The sequence below is a fragment of the Photobacterium piscicola genome (assembly GCF_900166965.1).
Taxonomy (GTDB): Bacteria; Pseudomonadota; Gammaproteobacteria; order Enterobacterales; family Vibrionaceae; genus Photobacterium; species Photobacterium piscicola.
The window spans coordinates 432,219-450,137 of record NZ_FUZI01000002.1 but is presented as its reverse complement, the minus strand read 5'-3'; the positions used below and the strand labels follow the sequence as shown (position 1 = coordinate 450,137).

21 protein-coding genes are annotated in these 17,919 nt (G+C 41.6%); 18 read left to right on the top strand and 3 right to left on the bottom strand.

What is annotated here, in order from left to right:
• The first annotated feature begins 10 nt into the window (after positions 1–10).
• The 8 genes from cheY to CZ809_RS08240 all read left to right on the top strand — a co-directional run bounded on the left by cheY (position 11) and on the right by CZ809_RS08240 (position 7,048).
• Complete coding sequence (cheY, locus tag CZ809_RS08275; protein ID WP_080156955.1) at positions 11–382, top strand: chemotaxis response regulator CheY; 372 nt, start codon at positions 11–13, stop codon at positions 380–382.
• 31 nt (positions 383–413) lie between these two features.
• Positions 414–1,133, top strand: a complete 720-nt coding sequence (locus CZ809_RS08270) for a protein phosphatase CheZ (RefSeq protein ID WP_080156953.1) — start codon at positions 414–416, stop codon at positions 1,131–1,133.
• Positions 1,134–1,142: 9 nt separating this feature from the next.
• Complete coding sequence (locus tag CZ809_RS08265) at positions 1,143–3,329, top strand: chemotaxis protein CheA (protein WP_080156952.1); 2,187 nt, start codon at positions 1,143–1,145, stop codon at positions 3,327–3,329.
• Between the two features lie 74 nt (positions 3,330–3,403).
• Positions 3,404–4,588, top strand: coding sequence for a protein-glutamate methylesterase/protein-glutamine glutaminase (locus CZ809_RS08260; RefSeq protein ID WP_080156950.1), 1,185 nt, complete (start codon positions 3,404–3,406; stop codon positions 4,586–4,588).
• A gap of 10 nt (positions 4,589–4,598) precedes the next feature.
• Positions 4,599–5,375 carry a ParA family protein gene (locus CZ809_RS08255; RefSeq protein ID WP_080156949.1) on the top strand — a complete coding sequence of 259 codons (777 nt, stop codon included), beginning with the start codon at positions 4,599–4,601 and terminating at the stop codon, positions 5,373–5,375.
• A complete protein-coding gene (locus CZ809_RS21530; protein WP_080156948.1) occupies positions 5,368–6,099 on the top strand; it encodes a chemotaxis protein CheW in 732 nt (243 codons plus the stop codon). Before CZ809_RS08255 ends, CZ809_RS21530 begins: the two co-directional genes overlap by 8 nt.
• A 20-nt stretch (positions 6,100–6,119) precedes the next feature.
• Positions 6,120–6,614 (top strand): chemotaxis protein CheW, encoded by a 495-nt coding sequence (locus tag CZ809_RS08245; protein ID WP_080156946.1) that lies wholly within the window; start codon positions 6,120–6,122, stop codon positions 6,612–6,614.
• Complete coding sequence (locus CZ809_RS08240; protein ID WP_080156945.1) at positions 6,614–7,048, top strand: DUF2802 domain-containing protein; 435 nt, start codon at positions 6,614–6,616, stop codon at positions 7,046–7,048. Before CZ809_RS08245 ends, CZ809_RS08240 begins: the two co-directional genes overlap by 1 nt.
• Before the next feature lie 21 nt (positions 7,049–7,069).
• Here CZ809_RS08240 and CZ809_RS08235 read toward each other — a convergent pair whose 3' ends face one another.
• Both CZ809_RS08235 and CZ809_RS08230 read right to left on the bottom strand, forming a co-directional pair.
• Positions 7,070–7,381: an EscU/YscU/HrcU family type III secretion system export apparatus switch protein gene (locus tag CZ809_RS08235; RefSeq protein ID WP_080156942.1), complete on the bottom strand. Its 312-nt coding sequence runs from the start codon at positions 7,379–7,381 to the stop codon at positions 7,070–7,072.
• A gap of 16 nt (positions 7,382–7,397) precedes the next feature.
• Entirely contained in the window at positions 7,398–8,252 is an 855-nt protein-coding gene (locus tag CZ809_RS08230) for a hypothetical protein (RefSeq protein WP_080156940.1), read from the bottom strand.
• A 114-nt stretch (positions 8,253–8,366) separates the two neighbouring features.
• Between CZ809_RS08230 and ccmA the strand changes: the two genes are divergently transcribed.
• The 10 genes from ccmA to CZ809_RS08180 all read left to right on the top strand — a co-directional run bounded on the left by ccmA (position 8,367) and on the right by CZ809_RS08180 (position 16,479).
• A complete protein-coding gene (gene ccmA, locus CZ809_RS08225; protein WP_080156938.1) occupies positions 8,367–9,014 on the top strand; it encodes a cytochrome c biogenesis heme-transporting ATPase CcmA in 648 nt (215 codons plus the stop codon).
• A gap of 8 nt (positions 9,015–9,022) precedes the next feature.
• A complete protein-coding gene (gene ccmB / locus CZ809_RS08220) occupies positions 9,023–9,691 on the top strand; it encodes a heme exporter protein CcmB (RefSeq protein ID WP_080156937.1) in 669 nt (222 codons plus the stop codon).
• 118 nt (positions 9,692–9,809) lie between these two features.
• The gene (locus tag CZ809_RS08215; RefSeq protein ID WP_045039253.1) at positions 9,810–10,541 is read left to right on the top strand and encodes a heme ABC transporter permease; all 732 of its coding nucleotides are present in this window, start codon (positions 9,810–9,812) and stop codon (positions 10,539–10,541) included.
• Positions 10,542–10,548: 7 nt separating this feature from the next.
• Positions 10,549–10,755 (top strand): heme exporter protein CcmD, encoded by a 207-nt coding sequence (gene ccmD / locus CZ809_RS08210; RefSeq protein WP_080156935.1) that lies wholly within the window; start codon positions 10,549–10,551, stop codon positions 10,753–10,755.
• Positions 10,752–11,234, top strand: coding sequence for a cytochrome c maturation protein CcmE (gene ccmE, locus CZ809_RS08205; protein ID WP_080156933.1), 483 nt, complete (start codon positions 10,752–10,754; stop codon positions 11,232–11,234). The genes ccmD and ccmE overlap by 4 nt, the downstream gene beginning before the upstream one ends.
• Positions 11,235–11,237: 3 nt before the next feature.
• A complete protein-coding gene (locus CZ809_RS08200; protein ID WP_080156932.1) occupies positions 11,238–13,229 on the top strand; it encodes a heme lyase CcmF/NrfE family subunit in 1,992 nt (663 codons plus the stop codon).
• Positions 13,222–13,806 carry a DsbE family thiol:disulfide interchange protein gene (locus tag CZ809_RS08195; protein WP_080156929.1) on the top strand — a complete coding sequence of 195 codons (585 nt, stop codon included), beginning with the start codon at positions 13,222–13,224 and terminating at the stop codon, positions 13,804–13,806. Before CZ809_RS08200 ends, CZ809_RS08195 begins: the two co-directional genes overlap by 8 nt.
• On the top strand, positions 13,803–14,318 hold the full coding sequence (locus tag CZ809_RS08190) for a cytochrome c-type biogenesis protein (protein ID WP_080156928.1): 516 nt from the start codon (positions 13,803–13,805) through the stop codon (positions 14,316–14,318). The genes CZ809_RS08195 and CZ809_RS08190 overlap by 4 nt, the downstream gene beginning before the upstream one ends.
• A complete protein-coding gene (ccmI, locus tag CZ809_RS08185) occupies positions 14,315–15,604 on the top strand; it encodes a c-type cytochrome biogenesis protein CcmI (RefSeq protein ID WP_080156926.1) in 1,290 nt (429 codons plus the stop codon). Before CZ809_RS08190 ends, ccmI begins: the two co-directional genes overlap by 4 nt.
• 71 nt (positions 15,605–15,675) lie before the next feature.
• Complete coding sequence (locus CZ809_RS08180) at positions 15,676–16,479, top strand: MlaA family lipoprotein (protein WP_080156924.1); 804 nt, start codon at positions 15,676–15,678, stop codon at positions 16,477–16,479.
• A gap of 77 nt (positions 16,480–16,556) precedes the next feature.
• Here CZ809_RS08180 and CZ809_RS08175 read toward each other — a convergent pair whose 3' ends face one another.
• The gene (locus tag CZ809_RS08175; RefSeq protein WP_080156923.1) at positions 16,557–17,816 is read right to left on the bottom strand and encodes an outer membrane protein transport protein; all 1,260 of its coding nucleotides are present in this window, start codon (positions 17,814–17,816) and stop codon (positions 16,557–16,559) included.
• Positions 17,817–17,919 lie beyond the last annotated feature (103 nt).

Here is a 17,919-nt window from a genome sequence, read left to right as displayed (position 1 = left end):
GAATACAAACATGAAAATTCTTATTGTTGATGATTTTTCAACAATGCGTCGAATTGTAAAAAATTTACTGCGTGATTTAGGGTTTAATAACACAGTAGAAGCAGATGATGGTCTAACAGCACTACCACTATTAAAACGTGGTGATTTTGATTTTGTAGTAACAGATTGGAATATGCCAGGAATGCAAGGTATTGATTTGTTACGTCAGATTCGTGCGGATGAGCAATTAAAGCATTTACCTGTGTTAATGATTACAGCTGAAGCTAAGCGTGAGCAAATCATTGAGGCCGCTCAAGCTGGCGTTAATGGTTATATTGTAAAACCATTTAATGCAGTGACATTAAAAGAAAAACTAGCAAAGATTTTTGAACGATTACAATAGTGATTGTGTTTTGGCATAGGGAAATATAATCATGATTTCATTGGAGCAAGCACAGCAGTTAGTGGTGTTGCTTGAACAAAACCAGCAACAACAAGCCAATACACTCGTGCAAACTTTAGTTGAACGTCATCATGCGCCTATGTATGAGGAAGTTGGAAAAATGACTCGCCAGTTACACGATTCATTGGTGAGTTTTCGGTTGGATCCTCGCTGGAACGATTTAGCGAGAACCGATATTCCTGATGCGCGCGACAGTTTATCTTATGTAATTGATAAAACAGAAGCAGCGGCAAACCGAACTATGGATGCGGTTGAAATAACCTTGCCGATTGCTGAGCAATTACAACAAACATTACATAGCCTGCATCCGCAATGGCAGCGCTTAATGGTGGGGCAAATTGCGTTAACTGATTTTAAACAGCTTTGTCATGATATTAATGCGTTACTGCTTCAAGTTGATCAAGATAGCTCACTATTACGAGAGCATTTAACCGATATTTTAATGGCACAAGATTTTCAAGATCTTACTGGGCAAGTCATACGACGAGTGATCACCTTGGTGCATGAAGTTGAAGATCGAATGTTGGATATTCTGCAAGCATTTGGAATAGAACAAGCATCATCTTCTAGCGTAGAGCTGCTGCCATTAGGGGTTACTGCGGAAGGACCTATTATTAATCCTCAGCAACGTAAAGATACGGTTTCATCGCAAGATGATGTTGATGATTTACTTTCAAGTCTTGGATTTTAGAGGGAATTTATGAGTTTTAATTTAGATGAAGATATCCTACAAGACTTTTTGATTGAAGCCGGAGAGATCCTTGAATTATTGTCTGAGCAATTAGTTGAACTTGAACGTAGTCCAGATAATAGTGAATTATTAAATGCTATCTTCCGTGGTTTTCATACCGTAAAAGGTGGCGCAGGTTTTTTATCATTAACTGAGTTAGTTGATGCTTGTCATGGCGCGGAAAACGTCTTTGATTTGCTACGTACGGGTAAGCGTAAAGTGACATCAGAATTGATGGATGTCATTTTAGAAGCGCTAGATTGTATTAATGTGATGTTTGCTCAAGTACAAGAGCATCAACCATTAAGCAAAGCCGATCAAACTTTGTTGGATCAGTTGCATCATTACAGTTTACCGCCAGCAGTTGTTGCAGCGACAGTCGATATTGTTGAAAAGACAATGGCTGAAACTGCTGTGGTTAGTCATCAACCTCTTGCGGCTGCTGCACCGACAAGTGCGATTGCGGCTAATTCTGTTGACGATATCACTCAAGATGAATTTGAACGCTTATTAGATGAATTGCATGGTGTAGGTAATTCACCATCGTCGTCATCAACCGCTGTTATCGCTAATACTGTTACAAGTGTTGAAAGTAATGATATTACCGATGATGAGTTTGAACGTTTATTAGATGAGTTACATGGTAGTGGCAATGCGCCCGGTGCTGGCAGTTCGTTTGCTGCGGTTGATATTTCGACGACCACATCAGTTACGACCCCCATGCCGTCTAGTGAAAATGAAAACCTTGCCGTTGTTAACGATGATTTAATGACTGATGATGAATTTGAAAGCTTATTAGATGAATTACATGGTATTGGTTGTGCACCTCAGGTTGATCATGCTGCTAGTGTGAATCAAGCGGCAGTCAGTACACCTGTTATTGAAGCTCCAGTCACTGAAAACCCAGTGTCAGTCGCGCCAACAGTGGTCAGTGAGCCTGCTAATCGTTCACCATTACCAGCAGCTAAAGATAAACATAAGCCTCAAGCGGAGACAACGGTACGTGTTGATACTTCGACTCTCGATATCATTATGAATATGGTGGGCGAGTTGGTATTGGTGCGTAATCGACTGGTTAGCTTAGGTTTAAATACCACCGATGAAGAAATGTCAAAAGCGGTATCAACATTAGATGTTGTGACTGCGGATCTTCAAGGGGCGGTAATGAAAACTCGCATGCAGCCGATTAAGAAAGTCTTTGGTCGTTTTCCGCGAGTGGTACGTGATTTAGCCCGTAGTCTCAATAAAGAAATTGTGCTTGAGATGGTGGGTGAAGATACCGATCTTGATAAAAACTTGGTGGAAGCACTTGCTGATCCATTAGTACACTTAGTCCGTAACTCAGTTGATCATGGTATTGAAATGCCTGCAGAACGAGAGCTGGCAGGCAAATCGCCAGTGGGTAAAGTGTTATTATCAGCCTCGCAAGAAGGGGATCATATTCGATTAACTATCGCTGATGATGGTAGTGGAATGGATGCCAATAGATTGCGTCAAATCGCGATTGATCGCGGCATGATGGATTACGATGCAGCTTCACGCTTGAGTGATAATGATGCTTATAATCTGATTTTTGCACCGGGTTTTTCAACTAAAAAAGAAATTTCAGATATTTCCGGACGTGGTGTTGGTATGGATGTGGTTAAAACCAGTATCAACCAACTTAATGGCTCAATCGTGATTGATTCTACCTTAGGAAAAGGGACACGTATTGACATTAAGGTACCGTTAACATTAGCGATTCTACCAACATTAATGGTCGGCGTAGCTCAGCAACCTTTTGCCTTGCCGTTAGCAAATGTGAATGAAATTTTCCACTTAGATTTGACTAAAACCCATACCGTTGACGGTCAATTAACCATTATTGTGCGTGATAAAGCGATTCCATTATTTTACTTACAAGATTGGTTATCAAAAAAATCAACAACGAACAAACAACATAATAGTTTTGGTCATGTGGTGATTGTACAAACGGGTCATCAGCGGATCGGGTTTGTAGTTGATAGTTTGATTGGTCAAGAAGAAGTCGTGATTAAACCGTTAGATAAATTGCTCAAAGGAACGCCAGGAATGGCAGGGGCTACCATTACCAGTGATGGTCATATTGCGCTTATTTTAGATGTACCTAATTTATTAAATCATTATGTAAGACGTTAATTATTAACAATGATACCCCGTAAACCGCCAGTGTTTAGGCTTGCGGTGTTGTTTATGTAAAGGAATGAAAACAAATGGCAATAAAGGTGTTAGTTGTTGATGATTCAAGTTTTTTCCGTCGGCGTGTCAGTGAAATTATTAATGCAGACCCTCGATTAACTGTTGTAGGTAATGCAACTAACGGCAAAGAAGCGTGCGAGTTGGTTAAAGCGTTGCAACCTGACGTTATTACGATGGACATTGAAATGCCGGTGATGGATGGAATCACTGCCGTCCGTGAAATAATGAAAATAGCCCCAACACCTATTTTGATGTTTTCTTCTTTAACCCAAGCTGGCGCTAAAGCAACGTTAGATGCTCTGGATGCTGGTGCATTAGATTTCTTACCGAAAAAATTTGAAGATATTGCCCGTAATCGTGATGATGCTGTCGATTTATTACAAAAACGCGTAGCAGAATTAGCAGGTAAACGGTTTTATTTGCGCCGCAATAGTAGTGTCGCAGCGATAATCAAACCCGCATCTATTCCGTCGGTGCGTCATACCGCAGCGACACCGACTAAGGTGATGGCAACAGCAACCTCCACTGTTACTTCAAGTGTTGGACGTACATTGGCTGGTTCAGCAATAGCGAGTTCGGTAATGACGCCATCAATGCCATTTCATTTTCGTGCATCAGGGAAAAAATATCAGTTATTAGCCATTGGTACATCTACGGGGGGCCCGGTTGCTTTACAAAAAATATTAACTCAATTACCGGCTAATTTTCCTCACCCGATTGTGTTAGTGCAACATATGCCCGTGACATTTACCGCCGCTTTTGCCGCTCGATTGAATAACTTATGCCGTATAGAAGTAAAAGAAGCCCAAGATGGCGATATACTACGCGCTGGTGTTGCTTATTTAGCGCCAGGTGGACAGCAGATGATGGTCGATGGACGTAACGTTGGAGCACGGTTACGAATTATTGATGGTGGCGATCGAATGAACTATAAACCTTGTGTTGATGTGACGTTTGGATCAGCGGCAAAAGTGTTTAATGATCGGGTGCTATCGATAGTGCTGACAGGCATGGGTGCTGATGGGCGTGAAGGTGCGCGGATGTTAAAAGCCAATGGATCGACCGTTTGGGCACAAGATGAAGATAGCTGTGTCGTATATGGTATGCCACAAGCAGTTGCTAAAGCTGGCATTTCTAGTCATGATCTTCCCCTCGACCGTATTGCTGAATGTATTTTAATTGAATTAGGTTTGTCGTGAGGAGTTGACGGTGGTTGTTTGGAGTATTGCAAACCAAAAGGGTGGAGTAGGGAAAACGACCACTACCATAGCATTAGCTGGATTATTAAGTGAACAGAACCAACGGGTATTAGTGGTTGATACCGACCCGCATGGTTCATTGACAACATATTTAAATTTTGATGCTGATTATGTACCAGCCAGTTTGTTTGATTTATTTCAACTGCCTGAGATCACGCGTGATGGCGTCAGAGAATTGATTTTAAGCACCACATTTAAAAATATCGATATCATTCCAGCCCATATGTCATTAGCGACTTTAGATCGTTCGATGGGGAACCGCAGTGGCATGGGGTTAGTATTAAAAAAAGCCCTACACAGTGTTGCTGCTGATTATGATTATGTATTAATTGACTGTCCGCCAATTTTAGGGGTGATGATGGTCAATGCATTGGCAGCCAGTGATCGAATTTTAATTCCAGTACAAACGGAATTTTTAGCCATGAAAGGCTTAGAGCGAATGTTGCGTACCTTGCAGATAATGCAGCGTTCTAAGCCATCAGGATTTGATGTCACTATCGTACCAACGATGTATGACAAACGTACTCGTGCATCATTACAAACGTTACAAGACTTAAAAACACGTTACCCAGATCAAGTGTGGATGTCTGCTATTCCTATTGATACTAAGTTCCGTGATGCCAGTATTAAACATATGCCACCGTCATTGTATGCTCATAATTGTCGAGGGGTTTTTGCTTATAAAACCCTCCTGAGTCATTTAACAAGGTTGGCCTACGATGAATAAGAAACCGTTAACCAGTGAACAGGCATTAGACGATTATTTTGGTGATTTGTTGTTAGACGCCGAGCCACAACCTGTGTCTGCTACTCAACCAACAGCCTTTTGTGAACCGGTATCGACACAGCAACTACAACAGTTATTAGATCAAATACCAACACAGGTTGATGTTGAACCTCAAGCTGTGATTGTGATTAATGCAGAACCAGAACCAGAACCAGAACCAGAACCAGAACCAGAACTAGAACCTGCGGTTGTCACATGGCAACATCTCGGCCAGCAACAGCCATTCCAAGCGCTGTTTTTTGAAGTTAATGGCATGATGTTTGCGGTGGCATTAACCGAGTTAGGTGCCATTTACCAACTTGGAGAACTGAACCATATTGTCGGTCGTCCTGCTTGGTATTTAGGTTTAGCACCGTTACCACAATACCATGTTGATGTGGTTGATACCGCGCGTTGGGTGATGGCCGATAAGCTAACCAATAATGATTATCGCGATAATTATCACTATATGGTGATGTTAGGCAACAGTCAGTGGGGCTTGGCTTGCGATAAATTACATGGCACGCAAACCTTGATGCCAACTGATCTCCGTTGGCGAGAACAAGCGGGTAAACGGCCGTGGTTAGCGGGAATGGTAAAACAAAAAATGTGTGCTCTGATCCATGTTGATGCATTAATTCAAATGTTGAATAAAGGCTTAGATGTTAATAGTGGCGCGAGTTGAGGCATTAAAGAGGAAAGACTATGTCCCAAGTAAATATAACGGAAATACAAAAAGATGGCGTTAACGATCACGTCTTGCAATGGGTGACTTTTCAATTAGAAAACGAAACCTATGGCATTAATGTTATGCAAGTGCGAGAAGTGTTACGTTACTCAGATATCGCGCCAGTCCCCGGTGCACCAGATTACGTGATCGGTATTATTAATTTACGTGGCAATGTTGTTACCGTTATTGATACTCGTGCTCGTTTTGGCTTACAGCGTGGTGATATTTCAGATAGCACGCGTATTGTGATCATTGAAGCGGAAACACAAGTGATTGGCATTTTAGTCGACAGTGTGGCGGAAGTGGTTTATCTGCGTAACTCTGAAATTGATAGCACCCCTTGTGTTGGTACTGAAGAAAGTGCCAAATTTATTCAAGGTGTGAGCAACCATGATGATCAGTTATTGATATTAGTTGATTTAAACAAACTGTTGTCAGAAGACGAGTGGGATGAGGTCGCATATTTGTAATGGATATAATACTTCAACAATGGTTACCTGTTGCGATTTCAGTGGTGATTGCGATAACGGCGGCGGTATTAATTAACCGTGAACGTCAAGCGCGAAAAGCATTAGAAGTGAAATTTTCAGCTATTGAAAAAGTATTAAAAAATAGCCGTTTACAGCATGAAAGTTTAACGAAACAATTTAATGAGTTACGTACTGGCAGTATTGGTATGAGTAATAAATTGGTTGATATGATTGAGCAGCTGGAACGGGTTGAAGAACGTCAAAATGAGATCGCCATGAATGATTCTGGTGGGCGATTATACAGCCGTGCCAGCAAGATGGTTGAATTAGGGGCAGATGTTAACGAGTTAATGAAAGAGTGCGACTTGCCAAAAGCAGAAGCAGAATTAATGCTGAGCTTACAAAAAAGTATGCCGCAACATTATCGACGTTAATGCCTCGTTCTAAATATTGAACTATGCCGTAATATCAATATTTTCAAACCCTTCCCATCCCGGAGGGGTTTTGCCGTTTAGATACCATGAAAATGCAATGAGTTCGGCAATAATCAAATACAATTCCTGCGGTATATGATCATTGAGATCAAAACTATTGAGATACTGTGCGAGTATGGGATCTTGATGAATTAAGCCGCCTTGCTGTTTTACTTGCTCAATTATGTGCTGTGCTAATTTATCATAACCTTTAGCGGCGACATAAGGAGCTTGCTCACCATCATAACGCAGTGCGATAGCTTGTTGAGCATTCGGCGTTGTTTTGTTTGTCATACCATACCTTTTGTTATTACACCTTTATTGAAAGACCAGATGCGACAGCTGGCTGATGCTGTTGCTGGGGAGGTGCCAGTTTATATTGGGGTGGTGTGCTATTTATACCTAATTGTTGTAATCGTGAAATTAAATAAGGCGTTCCCCGTTCAATATGATGTAATAACGTTTTATTGGAGCATTCAAAGCATGTACTCAACTGTTGTTGATGCCAACAAGCGATAACATTCATAATATCTATTGCACCAATAGGTAAACTCAATTTGACGGTCCATTGACTATTGTTATTCTTAACAGCATTTGTTTTCTTTTGTGAACGATTGTTTATTTGTAGTAATACTGTTTGGCCGTTGTCTTGCACCCACTGTAGATGGATATTGTTATTATCGGGTGAACGTTGATTTTCAGGTCCTCGTTGTTCACCTGCAAGACGTAACAATGCGCTGAACTCTTGTTGCTGTTCAGGACCTAGTTGGCCCAACCATTGATTAAGTAGGCTTGAGGGCTGTGACAGTTGCTGTAATAAGGTGGCCAAGGTCTGATGACCGGTATTGTGCTGTAACCATGTAATTAATGTTGCTTGGTTATTCGGCAATAATAATTGGTTAAATAACTGTTGAAGTACGTGAGGCGTTGAATGGGGTGACTTAACTGTACCTAAGTTTAACGGAATCAATAAATTTGTAACTAATCGTTGCAAGCTATTCATAGATAATAATAATTGCGGCAGTTGAGATATAAATTTTGAGTGGTTGGTAGCAATTATTGGTAGTGATTCTAAATGTGAAGGTTTAGACGTTACGTTAACTGTTTCAATTGTCGAAAGTTTTTCTAAAAACGCAGGCATATTAGGTAATGTTTTTATTTGCATTTGTTTCACATTTACTTACGTTAGTTAACGATTAAGAAGCTGAGCAGTTTAGTCAATTTGTTAGCCATTGTGGTACTATGCGGCTATTTTGTGACACCTAGGATACATCATTTTATGTTGTCAGTAGCAAATTTGAGCTGTGTTCGTGATGAACGCGTATTATTTGATGAATTAAACTTCACTATTTCAAGTGGTGAGTTAGTTCAAATTGAAGGTCCAAACGGTGCAGGCAAGACGACCTTATTAAGGATTATTGCTGGTTTAGGCTACCCAGATAGTGGTGATGTGCTGTGGTGTAATGAAAATATTGCGACTGCACGTGAGGATTATCATCAAGCTCTATTATTTTTAGGTCACCAAACAGGCGTAAAGCGAGAGCTTACGGCCTTTGAGAACTTGGCTTTTTTTCAGGCAATGCATACCTGTGAACAAGGCTCCGATCTCAAAGGAACACCTAAAGTAAGTGGTGATGATGCACTATGGCAGGCGTTGGCACATGTTGGTTTAGCTGGCCGTGAAGATATTAGTGCCGGACAGCTATCTGCGGGTCAACAACGTCGGGTTGCTTTGGCTCGATTATGGCTAAGTAATCATAAATTATGGGTACTTGATGAGCCATTAACAGCAATAGATAAACAAGGTGTAAAAGTGCTTGAAGCGCTGTTTTTATCCCATGCAGAGCGTGGAGGAATGGTGTTGTTAACCACTCACCAAGACATGTTTGTCGATAGTGACCGTTTAAGAAAAATTAAGCTAGGATAATAACAATAATGCTTAACACCCTTATGCAAATTATTCGTCGTGAGTTGTTAATTGCTTATCGTCGACAAGCGGATATTTTTAATCCGCTGTGGTTTTTTATTATTGTTATTACGTTGTTTCCATTAGGTATTGGCCCTGAGCCTAACTTATTAGCCCGTATCGCCCCAGGTATTATATGGGTAGCTGCATTATTAGCAGCATTGCTGTCGATGGAACGGTTGTTCCGTGATGATTTTTTAGATGGTTCATTAGAGCAAATGTTGCTCATGCCAACGCCATTATCCGTTGCCGCTTTTGCTAAAATGGTCGCGCATTGGTTGTTGACTGGATTACCGTTGATTCTTATTAGCCCGTTATTGGCGATTTTATTGTCACTTAATTTACATACTTGGATCGCGGTATTATTAACGTTGCTGATTGGTACGCCAACATTGAGCTTTTTGGGCGCAATTGGCATGGCATTAACGGTTGGATTACGAAAAGGTGGCGTTTTATTGAGCTTACTCATACTGCCTTTATATATACCTGTGCTTATATTCGCCACCTCTGCGATTGAGGCGGCAAGTTTAGGCATGGCTTATGATGGCCAATTAGCCATTATGGGCGCGATGTTAGTGGGATCGTTGACCTTAGCTCCTTTTGCTGTTGCCGCAGCACTAAGGATCAGTGTCCATTAACCAATGAATTTTTTCTTTAATGCGTCGGCCTCAAAAGAGGGGAGCGCAGTGAAGAATGCGAGAGTGATGATGTTGCTCTCAGTGACGTATTTATTATTGATTATAAGTTGAGAGCATTATGTGGAAGTGGCTACATCCTTACGCTAAAGCAGAAAACACCTACCGTCTATGCGGTAAGTTGTTGCCTTGGTTTTCTATTATCGCTTTGATCTCCATTTTAGTGGGATCTGTATGGGGACTATTGTTTGTTCCCGCCGACTATCAACAAGGCGATAGCTTTAGGATTATTTATATTCACGTACCCGCTGCAATTTGGTCGATGAGTATTTATGTAACAATGGCGATTTCTTCTTTCATTGGTCTTGTGTGGCAAATTCGAATGTCAGATATGGCTGCTGCTGCAATGGCACCTATTGGCGCCGTGTTTACCTTTATTGCTCTTATTACAGGGGCTATTTGGGGTAAGCCTATGTGGGGTGCTTGGTGGGTTTGGGATGCTCGCTTAACCTCTGAATTGATTCTATTGTTTTTATATCTTGGTGTTATTGCATTGTATAACGCGTTTGATGATCACAAAACAGCCGCAAAAGCTGCGGGGATTTTGTCGATTGTGGGCGTGATTAATATTCCAATTATTCACTATTCAGTTGAATGGTGGAACACCTTACACCAAGGTGCAACGATTTCTAAATTTGGCAAACCATCAATGTCAAACGATATGTTATGGCCATTGTTGGTGATGTTACTTGGTTTTGGTTGTTTCTTTGCGGCTGTTACGCTGGTGCGGTTACGTAATGAAATTCTATTACGTGAGAGTCATCGCCCTTGGGTACAGAAACTGGTGAAGTGAGATAGCTATGTATTTTGATTCTATAAATGATTTTTTTGCGATGGGTGGATACGCAGGCTACGTTTGGAGTGCCTACGCAATTTCTTTTCTATCCATGTTATGGATTTTATTTTCGAGCTTAACAACTAAACGACGTTTGTTACGAGAAATAAACAATAAAATGGCGCGTGAGCAACGTATTAAAGAAGCCAAAAAATTGGAGAACACCCTATGACCCCAAGACGTCAAAAACGTTTAGTGATTGTACTGGCGTTAGTGCTTGGACTCGGTGCAACGGTTGGACTGGTGTTATACGCACTTAACCAAAATATGAACCTATTCTACACGCCATCAGAATTAATTAACGGTAAGACCGATGGTGGTGCTAAGCCTGAAGTTGGGCAGCGGTTACGTATTGGTGGCATGGTAGTGAAAGGGTCGGTTAAGCGTGATCCTCAATCATTACGAATTACATTCAAAGTGGCTGATATTGGTCCTTCTGTTACCGTTATTTATGATGGTATTTTGCCGGATCTGTTCCGTGAAGGCCAAGGTATTGTGGCGCAGGGGGTATTGATTAACCCGACCACAGTTAAAGCAAGTGAAGTGCTTGCAAAGCACGATGAGAAATATATGCCACCAGAAGTGGCAGATGCAATGAAGATAAACCATAAACGACTTCAGTACACTGAAGAACAACTACAAGGTAAGTGATCAATGATCCCTGAATTAGGCCAATTCGCACTTATAGCCGCATTAGCGCTATCGGTGCTGGCCAGCATTTACCCATTGTATGGTGCCACGGTTGGTAACCAAGCAATGATGCGTATGGCACGTCCACTGTCCTACGGAGTATTCGGCATGCTTGCATTGTCGTTTGGTATTTTGAGCTGGTCGTTCTATAGCAATGATTTTACGGTAGCGTATGTTGCCAGTAACTCAACCAGTTTACTGCCATGGTATTACCGTTTAACCGCAGTATGGGGCGGGCATGAAGGTTCATTGATGCTATGGGTACTTATCCAAGCGGGTTGGGCAGCAGCTGTTGCTCGATTTAGCCGTGGTATGCCTCTAGAAGCAGTGGCGCGTGTACTTTCCGTTATGGGTATGGTTGCAGTGGGTTTCTTACTGTTTATCATCGTAACATCGAATCCATTTTTGCGTACATTGCCAGACTTCCCAGTACAAGGTCGTGACTTAAACCCATTGCTTCAAGATCCCGGTTTAATTGTTCACCCACCAATGTTGTACATGGGTTACGTTGGTTTCTCTGTTGCATTCTCATTTGCTATTGCCTCACTAATGACCGGTCGTTTAGATACGGCTTGGGCACGGTGGTCACGTCCGTGGACAATCGCGGCATGGTCATTCCTAACTTTAGGTATCGCACTAGGCTCGTGGTGGGCTTACTACGAACTTGGCTGGGGCGGCTGGTGGTTCTGGGATCCAGTTGAAAACGCATCATTAATGCCATGGCTTGCGGGTACAGCATTAATGCACTCATTATCAGTCACTGAAAAGCGCGGTACATTTAAAGCGTGGACAGTATTACTGGCGATTTCTGCTTTCTCACTAAGCCTATTAGGTACGTTCTTAGTCCGTTCTGGTGTGTTGGTTTCTGTACACGCATTTGCGTCAGATCCGTCACGCGGTATGTTTATTCTTGGCTTCTTAGTGGTGGTTATTGGTGGTTCATTACTGCTTTATGCACTGCGTGGTGGTCAAATTCGTTCTCGTGGTAACTATGCATTGTTCTCGCGTGAAAACTTCTTATTAGCCAACAACTTATTATTAGTTGCTGCGTTATTAGTGGTATTAATTGGTACGTTACTACCATTAGTTCATAAACAATTAGGCTTAGGCTCTGTTTCTATTGGTGAACCGTTCTTTAATACCCTATTTACATGGTTAATGGTGCCATTCTCATTCTTAATGGGTATCGGTCCTCTGGTTCGTTGGAAACGTGATAACTTTGCTTCAATCGCAAAACCAATGTTGTGGTGTGGTTTATTCACCGTTCCATTCTCATTCTTGGTTATTTACTTAACTGCAAGTGTGGTTGAGCCGTTAGCGGTTGTTGGTGTGATGATGGCAGTGTGGATTATTGTTCTTCACTTGGTTGAAATCTACCGTCGCGCAACCCACCGTCACTCTTTCCTTGAAGGTTTGAGTAAGTTAGGACGTAGCCACTGGGCGATGATGTTAGGCCATTTAGGTTTAGCGATTGCTATCATTGGTATGACGTTAGTATCGAACTACGGTATTGAGCGTGATTTACGTTTGTCACCAGGACAATCAGTTAACGTTAAAGGTTATGACTTCCACTTTGCAGGTTTACGCGATGCAGATGGTTCTAACTATGACGGTTATGTAGCTGACTTTGAAATCAGCCGCCGTGGTATTGATATCACAACACTACACGCTGAAAAACGTTACTACACCGTTGCGGGTTCAATGATGACAGAAGCGGCAATTGATAGTGGCTTTACCCGTGACTTATACGTTGCAATGGGTGAGCGTTTAGGTAATGACGGTGCATGGGCAGTACGTATTTACTACAAACCATTTGTTAACTGGATGTGGATGGGTGCGTTCTTAATGGCACTTGGTGGTGCGTTTGCTATCAGCGATAAGCGTTACCGTTTCCGTAAGCCTGCTAATATTGCTGCAAATGATCAAAAATCGGAGGCGAAGCTAACTAATGAATAAGAAGCTATTATTTATTCCTTTAGTATTGTTTTTGGCGTTAGTTGTGATGTTTATGGTCCAACTAAGCCGTAACGCTGCTGGTGATGATCCAACAAAACTTGAATCAGTATTAGTGGGTAAGCCTGTTCCTGCCTTTAAGCTTGAAGATTTATTTGAGCCGGGTAAAGAATATCAGCAAACGATTTTTAAAGGTCAACCGCTGCTATTGAACGTGTGGGCGACGTGGTGTCCGACTTGTTACGCTGAGCACCAATACTTGAACGTGTTGGCGAAGCAAGGGGTGAAGATCATTGGCTTAAACTACAAAGATCAGCGACCTAAAGCGATTAACTGGCTTAAAGAGCTGGGTAATCCTTACATGATTTCTTTGTTTGATGGTAATGGCATGTTAGGCATGGACCTTGGTGTTTATGGTGCGCCTGAAACCTTCTTAATTGATGCGAACGGTATTATTCGTTACCGCCATGTGGGTGATGTTAATCCAGAAAACTGGAACAAGACCCTTGAGCCTCTTTATAAGAAACTACAAGCCGAGGCAAAAAATAACAACACTCAAGCGGAGGCAAAAGCATCATGAAACGCTTTTTTGCTTTGATGTTCGCACTTGGACTGACTTTTTCAATGGTTGCGCCAGCATTGGCAGCCATTGATGTGTACGACTTTAAAAATCCGGCACAAGAAAAGCAGTTTCAAGAGCTAACAGAGACTTTACGTTGTCCTAAATGTCAAAATAACAGTATTGCCGATTCTAATGCGACCTTAGCAGAAGATATGCGCATGAAGACGTTTGAGCTGTTAAAAGAAGGCAAAACCAATCAACAAGTCATTGATTACATGATTGCACGTTACGGTAATTTCGTAACCTACGATCCCGCAGTGACAGCATCAACAATGATCCTATGGGCCGGTCCTATTGGTTTTATTGTGATTGGTTTTAGCATCTTAGTTTATCGCTCACGTAAAAAAACTGAGCTAAGCAAAGATGAGCCACTTGATGATGTTGAGTCGGAACGTTTGCAGGGGTTGTTGGCTGAAATGGCGCAGCAAGATACTGAAGCTACCAATAATCAGACAAAGGTAAATAAATGACGCTGTTTTGGATTTTAACCGCTGTTTTGGTTTTAATTGCGATCGCCATCTTTGTAATTCCGATGTATATCGGCAAAGAGTATGACGATGTAGCAAGCCGAGATGAGCTTAATAAAGCCTTCTTTAAAGATCGTATTCATGAACTTGAAGAAGAATCACAAGAAGGTTTAGTCGATAGCCAGCAAGATATGGTGACGGACTTACAACAAACATTATTGGATGATTTGCCTGTTACTGAAAAGCAACAAGCAACATATGTTAGCCCTGCAATGGTTGTACCTGGCCTTATTTTAATTGTGGGTATTTGCTATGGTGTTTATGGTGCTGTAGGTAGCAGTGCTAAAGTAGAAGCATGGCATCAAGCCGTGAATCGCTTACCAGAGCTAACACAACGTTTAATGGGTGATAACGCCGCTAATGAGCCACTGTCTGATCAAGATATGTCGGATCTTACTTTAGCGTTACGAACTAAATTGCACAAAGACGGTGATGATCCTATGGGATGGTTACTGTTAGGTCGAATTGCGATAGCTAATCGTGATGCAGCAACGGCTGAAATGGCAATGAAACGCGCGTATGATCTTAACCCTGTTGATACCGCTATTCGCTTAGGTTATGCACAAACATTAATGTTAAGTGGCAAACCTGGTCAAAGTGAGCTTGCGCGTCAAATTTTACGTCAAGTAATTAAGACTGATCACACTAACGTTCAAGCGCTGTCATTACTCGCATTTGATGCGTTTGAGCAGAAGCATTACCAGCAAGCTGTTGATTATTGGACGATGATGAAAACCCTGATTGGGCCAAAGGATTCTCGTACACCGATGCTAACCCGTAGTATTGCGCGTGCAAAAATGCGTATTAACGGTGCTGATGGTTCAACAGTTGCACCAGATCCAACGGCAATTGATGAACAAACAACACCAACTGAAACGCAAAATATCGATACAGGTAAGCAAGTTACTGCTACTATAGCGTTAGGAAAAAACGTAGTATTACCAAAACAAGGTAATATTATTATTTCGGTACATGATGCTGACGGTTCACCAATGCCGATTGCGGCTGTGAAATTACCGTTGTCGACAACATTCCCATTAACGATAACGTTAACGGATAAAGACAGCATGATTCCACAACGCCAGCTATCATCATTGTCAGAAATGATCATTAAAGCACGTGTTGATAGCGATGGTAACGTGATGACTAAACAAGGCGATTGGTATGGTCAAAGTAGCCAGACCCCCTTGGGTGGAGAAACTGCGTTTGTCATTAATAAGCAATATTAAGTAATTAATTGCTAAAATGAATGAAGCAGGCTGAATATTGTGTTCAGCCTGTTTTTTATTAGGTGTATGTTTTGAATAAAAAGCTATTACTGATAATTATTTTAAGTATCGGCATGGTGGGCTGTGCTCAATCACCCGATAAGGCGACTGAGCAAACGGTATCAACAAATGTTGTTGATCATATTGATGGCGATAATACTGCGGCGGATGCAGTATATGATCCATTTGAAGGCTTTAACCGCGCGATGTGGGATTTAAACTTTAATTATTTAGATCCATATGTTGCTCGTCCTGTTTCACTCGCCTATGTGAATTACACGCCGTCATTTGCCCGTACTGGTATTGCTAACTTTTTATCAAACCTTGATGAACCAGCAGGGATGGTAAATAGCTTACTTACCTTGCATGGTAAAGAGGCGCTAACCCATTTTAACCGCTTTTGGATTAATACTGTTTTTGGTTTGGCGGGTCTGATTGATATTGCATCAGCTGCGGATATTAATAAGGTTCAAGATCGTGAGTTTAGCGATACCCTTGGTTATTACGGTGTTGGTAACGGTCCTTACTTGATGTTACCTGTTTATGGCCCGATTACCTTTAGAGGCTTTACTGATTCTGTCGATGATCTCTATTTGCCATTGAGTCTATTAAACTTCTGGGAAGGCTTAGGTAAGTGGATCTTTGAAGGTATGGAAGATCGTGCAGCATTAGTCAATCAAGAAGCGATGCTAAAGAGCTCACCTGATCCGTATATCTTTACCCGTGATGCGTATATTCAATATAAGAATTTTACCGCCAGTGATGGTAAAGTCAGTGATCAGCCAGCAGCTGAAACATTTGATGATAGCTATCTAGATGAAATTGATAGTGATTAATTTTATTGATTAGTTCATGCTATAAAAAAGACCGCCATTTTGGCGGTCTTTTTGTTGGTCGCTAGTTACGTATCAAATTAGAAACGGTAGCTTGCTTGTACACCCGCTAACCAAATGTGACCTGATGTTTGGCCTTCAAATTTACCTAATATTGGCATCTCTTGCTCTTGCTCAATCATTTTTGCTTCTTTGGCAAAGATGTAAGTAAAGCCAGCATCAAAGGTTAGGTTTTCAGACCAAGCATAACCTGCACCCACACTTAACCATGTACGGTCAGTTTCAGGAATAGTTTGAGTACGGTTTGCTTCATCAACCGCGGATGTATCATAAGCAACACCAGAACGCAGTACTAACTTATTCGTTGCTTGGTAAGTGGTACCAATCGCGAAACGGTAGTTATCTTTCCAATATTCATTTTTAATATGGTGGTTACCACCAAGTTGTGGAATATCAGCTTCTAGTTTTTCAAAGCTGCTCCAATCGGTCCAGTTAACACTCGCATGGATAGCCCATTGGTCATTTAACTGATGGAAGCTTGCGATTTCAGCAGAAGCGGGAAGCTCAAGCGGTAATGTGCCCGCATAGCGACCATTTTTAAAACCATCAAAAGCAACACCATTTGCATGGCCTTCAAGGTTTAATTTAACCGCTGATTGGTAGCTAACACCAATGCGGTTATTCGCATTAATCTGCCATGCGGTGCCTGCTTGCCAGCCCCATGCATTATCTTCACCTTCCATATATTTCAGGTGCTGACCTTTTTGGATCATACCCGGTAGTGCGATAGGGCTTGCCGCACCAAAATGGCCGCTTGCCATCACATAACGCACACCTGCACCTACGCTTAATTGGTCATTAATTTTGTAACCAAGGTTAGGGTTGATCTCTACTGTGTGAACTTCAGCTTGGTTACCAAACATAGAGGCTTTGAAATCGGTGCCAAGATCGGTGCGCATACCAAAGTGAGTACCAAACGCAATACCAATTGTTGCTTTATCCGTTAATGGGCGAGAAAAATAAAAATTAGGAATAATAGCGTTATTAGCAAAGTCAGATGTGCTTGTTTGACCAAATAGAGTATGGCGACCATCAATATCAATGTTTGGATCAACATAAATAGCACCCGCTGAAACTTGGATGCCTTTTAAATACGTTAACATTGCAGGGTTACGGAATTGGGCGCTGGCATTATCAGCCATTGCTGCTTCACCAGCAAAAGCACGTCCTAGACCTGTTGCAGAATATTCTGCTAATTGAAAACCTGCGGCAGCGGCTTGATTGCTGATACCAATAGCAGCAGTAATCGCTAAGGCTAAAGTAATTTTATTTTTAGTCATGTTAGATAAATATATTGTTCACGGAAATAATTACGCAAATAATACTCGCAGCAATAAAACGCGTTAAAAGCTATCTTATAAAATAGCCTTATTAAATGTATTA

Bases quoted from the DNA above. Each gene is read 5' to 3' on its own strand.
- cheY (WP_080156955.1), top strand. From the start codon at position 11: ATGAAAATTCTTATTGTTGATGATTTTTCAACAATGCGTCGAATTGTA.
- CZ809_RS08270 (WP_080156953.1), top strand. From the start codon at position 414: ATGATTTCATTGGAGCAAGCACAGCAGTTAGTGGTGTTGCTTGAACAA.
- CZ809_RS08265 (WP_080156952.1), top strand. From the start codon at position 1,143: ATGAGTTTTAATTTAGATGAAGATATCCTACAAGACTTTTTGATTGAA.
- CZ809_RS08260 (WP_080156950.1), top strand. From the start codon at position 3,404: ATGGCAATAAAGGTGTTAGTTGTTGATGATTCAAGTTTTTTCCGTCGG.
- CZ809_RS21530 (WP_080156948.1), top strand. From the start codon at position 5,368: ATGAATAAGAAACCGTTAACCAGTGAACAGGCATTAGACGATTATTTT.
- CZ809_RS08245 (WP_080156946.1), top strand. From the start codon at position 6,120: ATGTCCCAAGTAAATATAACGGAAATACAAAAAGATGGCGTTAACGAT.
- CZ809_RS08240 (WP_080156945.1), top strand. From the start codon at position 6,614: ATGGATATAATACTTCAACAATGGTTACCTGTTGCGATTTCAGTGGTG.
- CZ809_RS08235 (WP_080156942.1), bottom strand. From the start codon at position 7,381: ATGACAAACAAAACAACGCCGAATGCTCAACAAGCTATCGCACTGCGT.
- CZ809_RS08230 (WP_080156940.1), bottom strand. From the start codon at position 8,252: ATGCAAATAAAAACATTACCTAATATGCCTGCGTTTTTAGAAAAACTT.
- ccmA (WP_080156938.1), top strand. From the start codon at position 8,367: ATGTTGTCAGTAGCAAATTTGAGCTGTGTTCGTGATGAACGCGTATTA.
- ccmB (WP_080156937.1), top strand. From the start codon at position 9,023: ATGCTTAACACCCTTATGCAAATTATTCGTCGTGAGTTGTTAATTGCT.
- CZ809_RS08215 (WP_045039253.1), top strand. From the start codon at position 9,810: ATGTGGAAGTGGCTACATCCTTACGCTAAAGCAGAAAACACCTACCGT.
- ccmD (WP_080156935.1), top strand. From the start codon at position 10,549: ATGTATTTTGATTCTATAAATGATTTTTTTGCGATGGGTGGATACGCA.
- ccmE (WP_080156933.1), top strand. From the start codon at position 10,752: ATGACCCCAAGACGTCAAAAACGTTTAGTGATTGTACTGGCGTTAGTG.
- CZ809_RS08200 (WP_080156932.1), top strand. From the start codon at position 11,238: ATGATCCCTGAATTAGGCCAATTCGCACTTATAGCCGCATTAGCGCTA.
- CZ809_RS08195 (WP_080156929.1), top strand. From the start codon at position 13,222: ATGAATAAGAAGCTATTATTTATTCCTTTAGTATTGTTTTTGGCGTTA.
- CZ809_RS08190 (WP_080156928.1), top strand. From the start codon at position 13,803: ATGAAACGCTTTTTTGCTTTGATGTTCGCACTTGGACTGACTTTTTCA.
- ccmI (WP_080156926.1), top strand. From the start codon at position 14,315: ATGACGCTGTTTTGGATTTTAACCGCTGTTTTGGTTTTAATTGCGATC.
- CZ809_RS08175 (WP_080156923.1), bottom strand. From the start codon at position 17,816: ATGACTAAAAATAAAATTACTTTAGCCTTAGCGATTACTGCTGCTATT.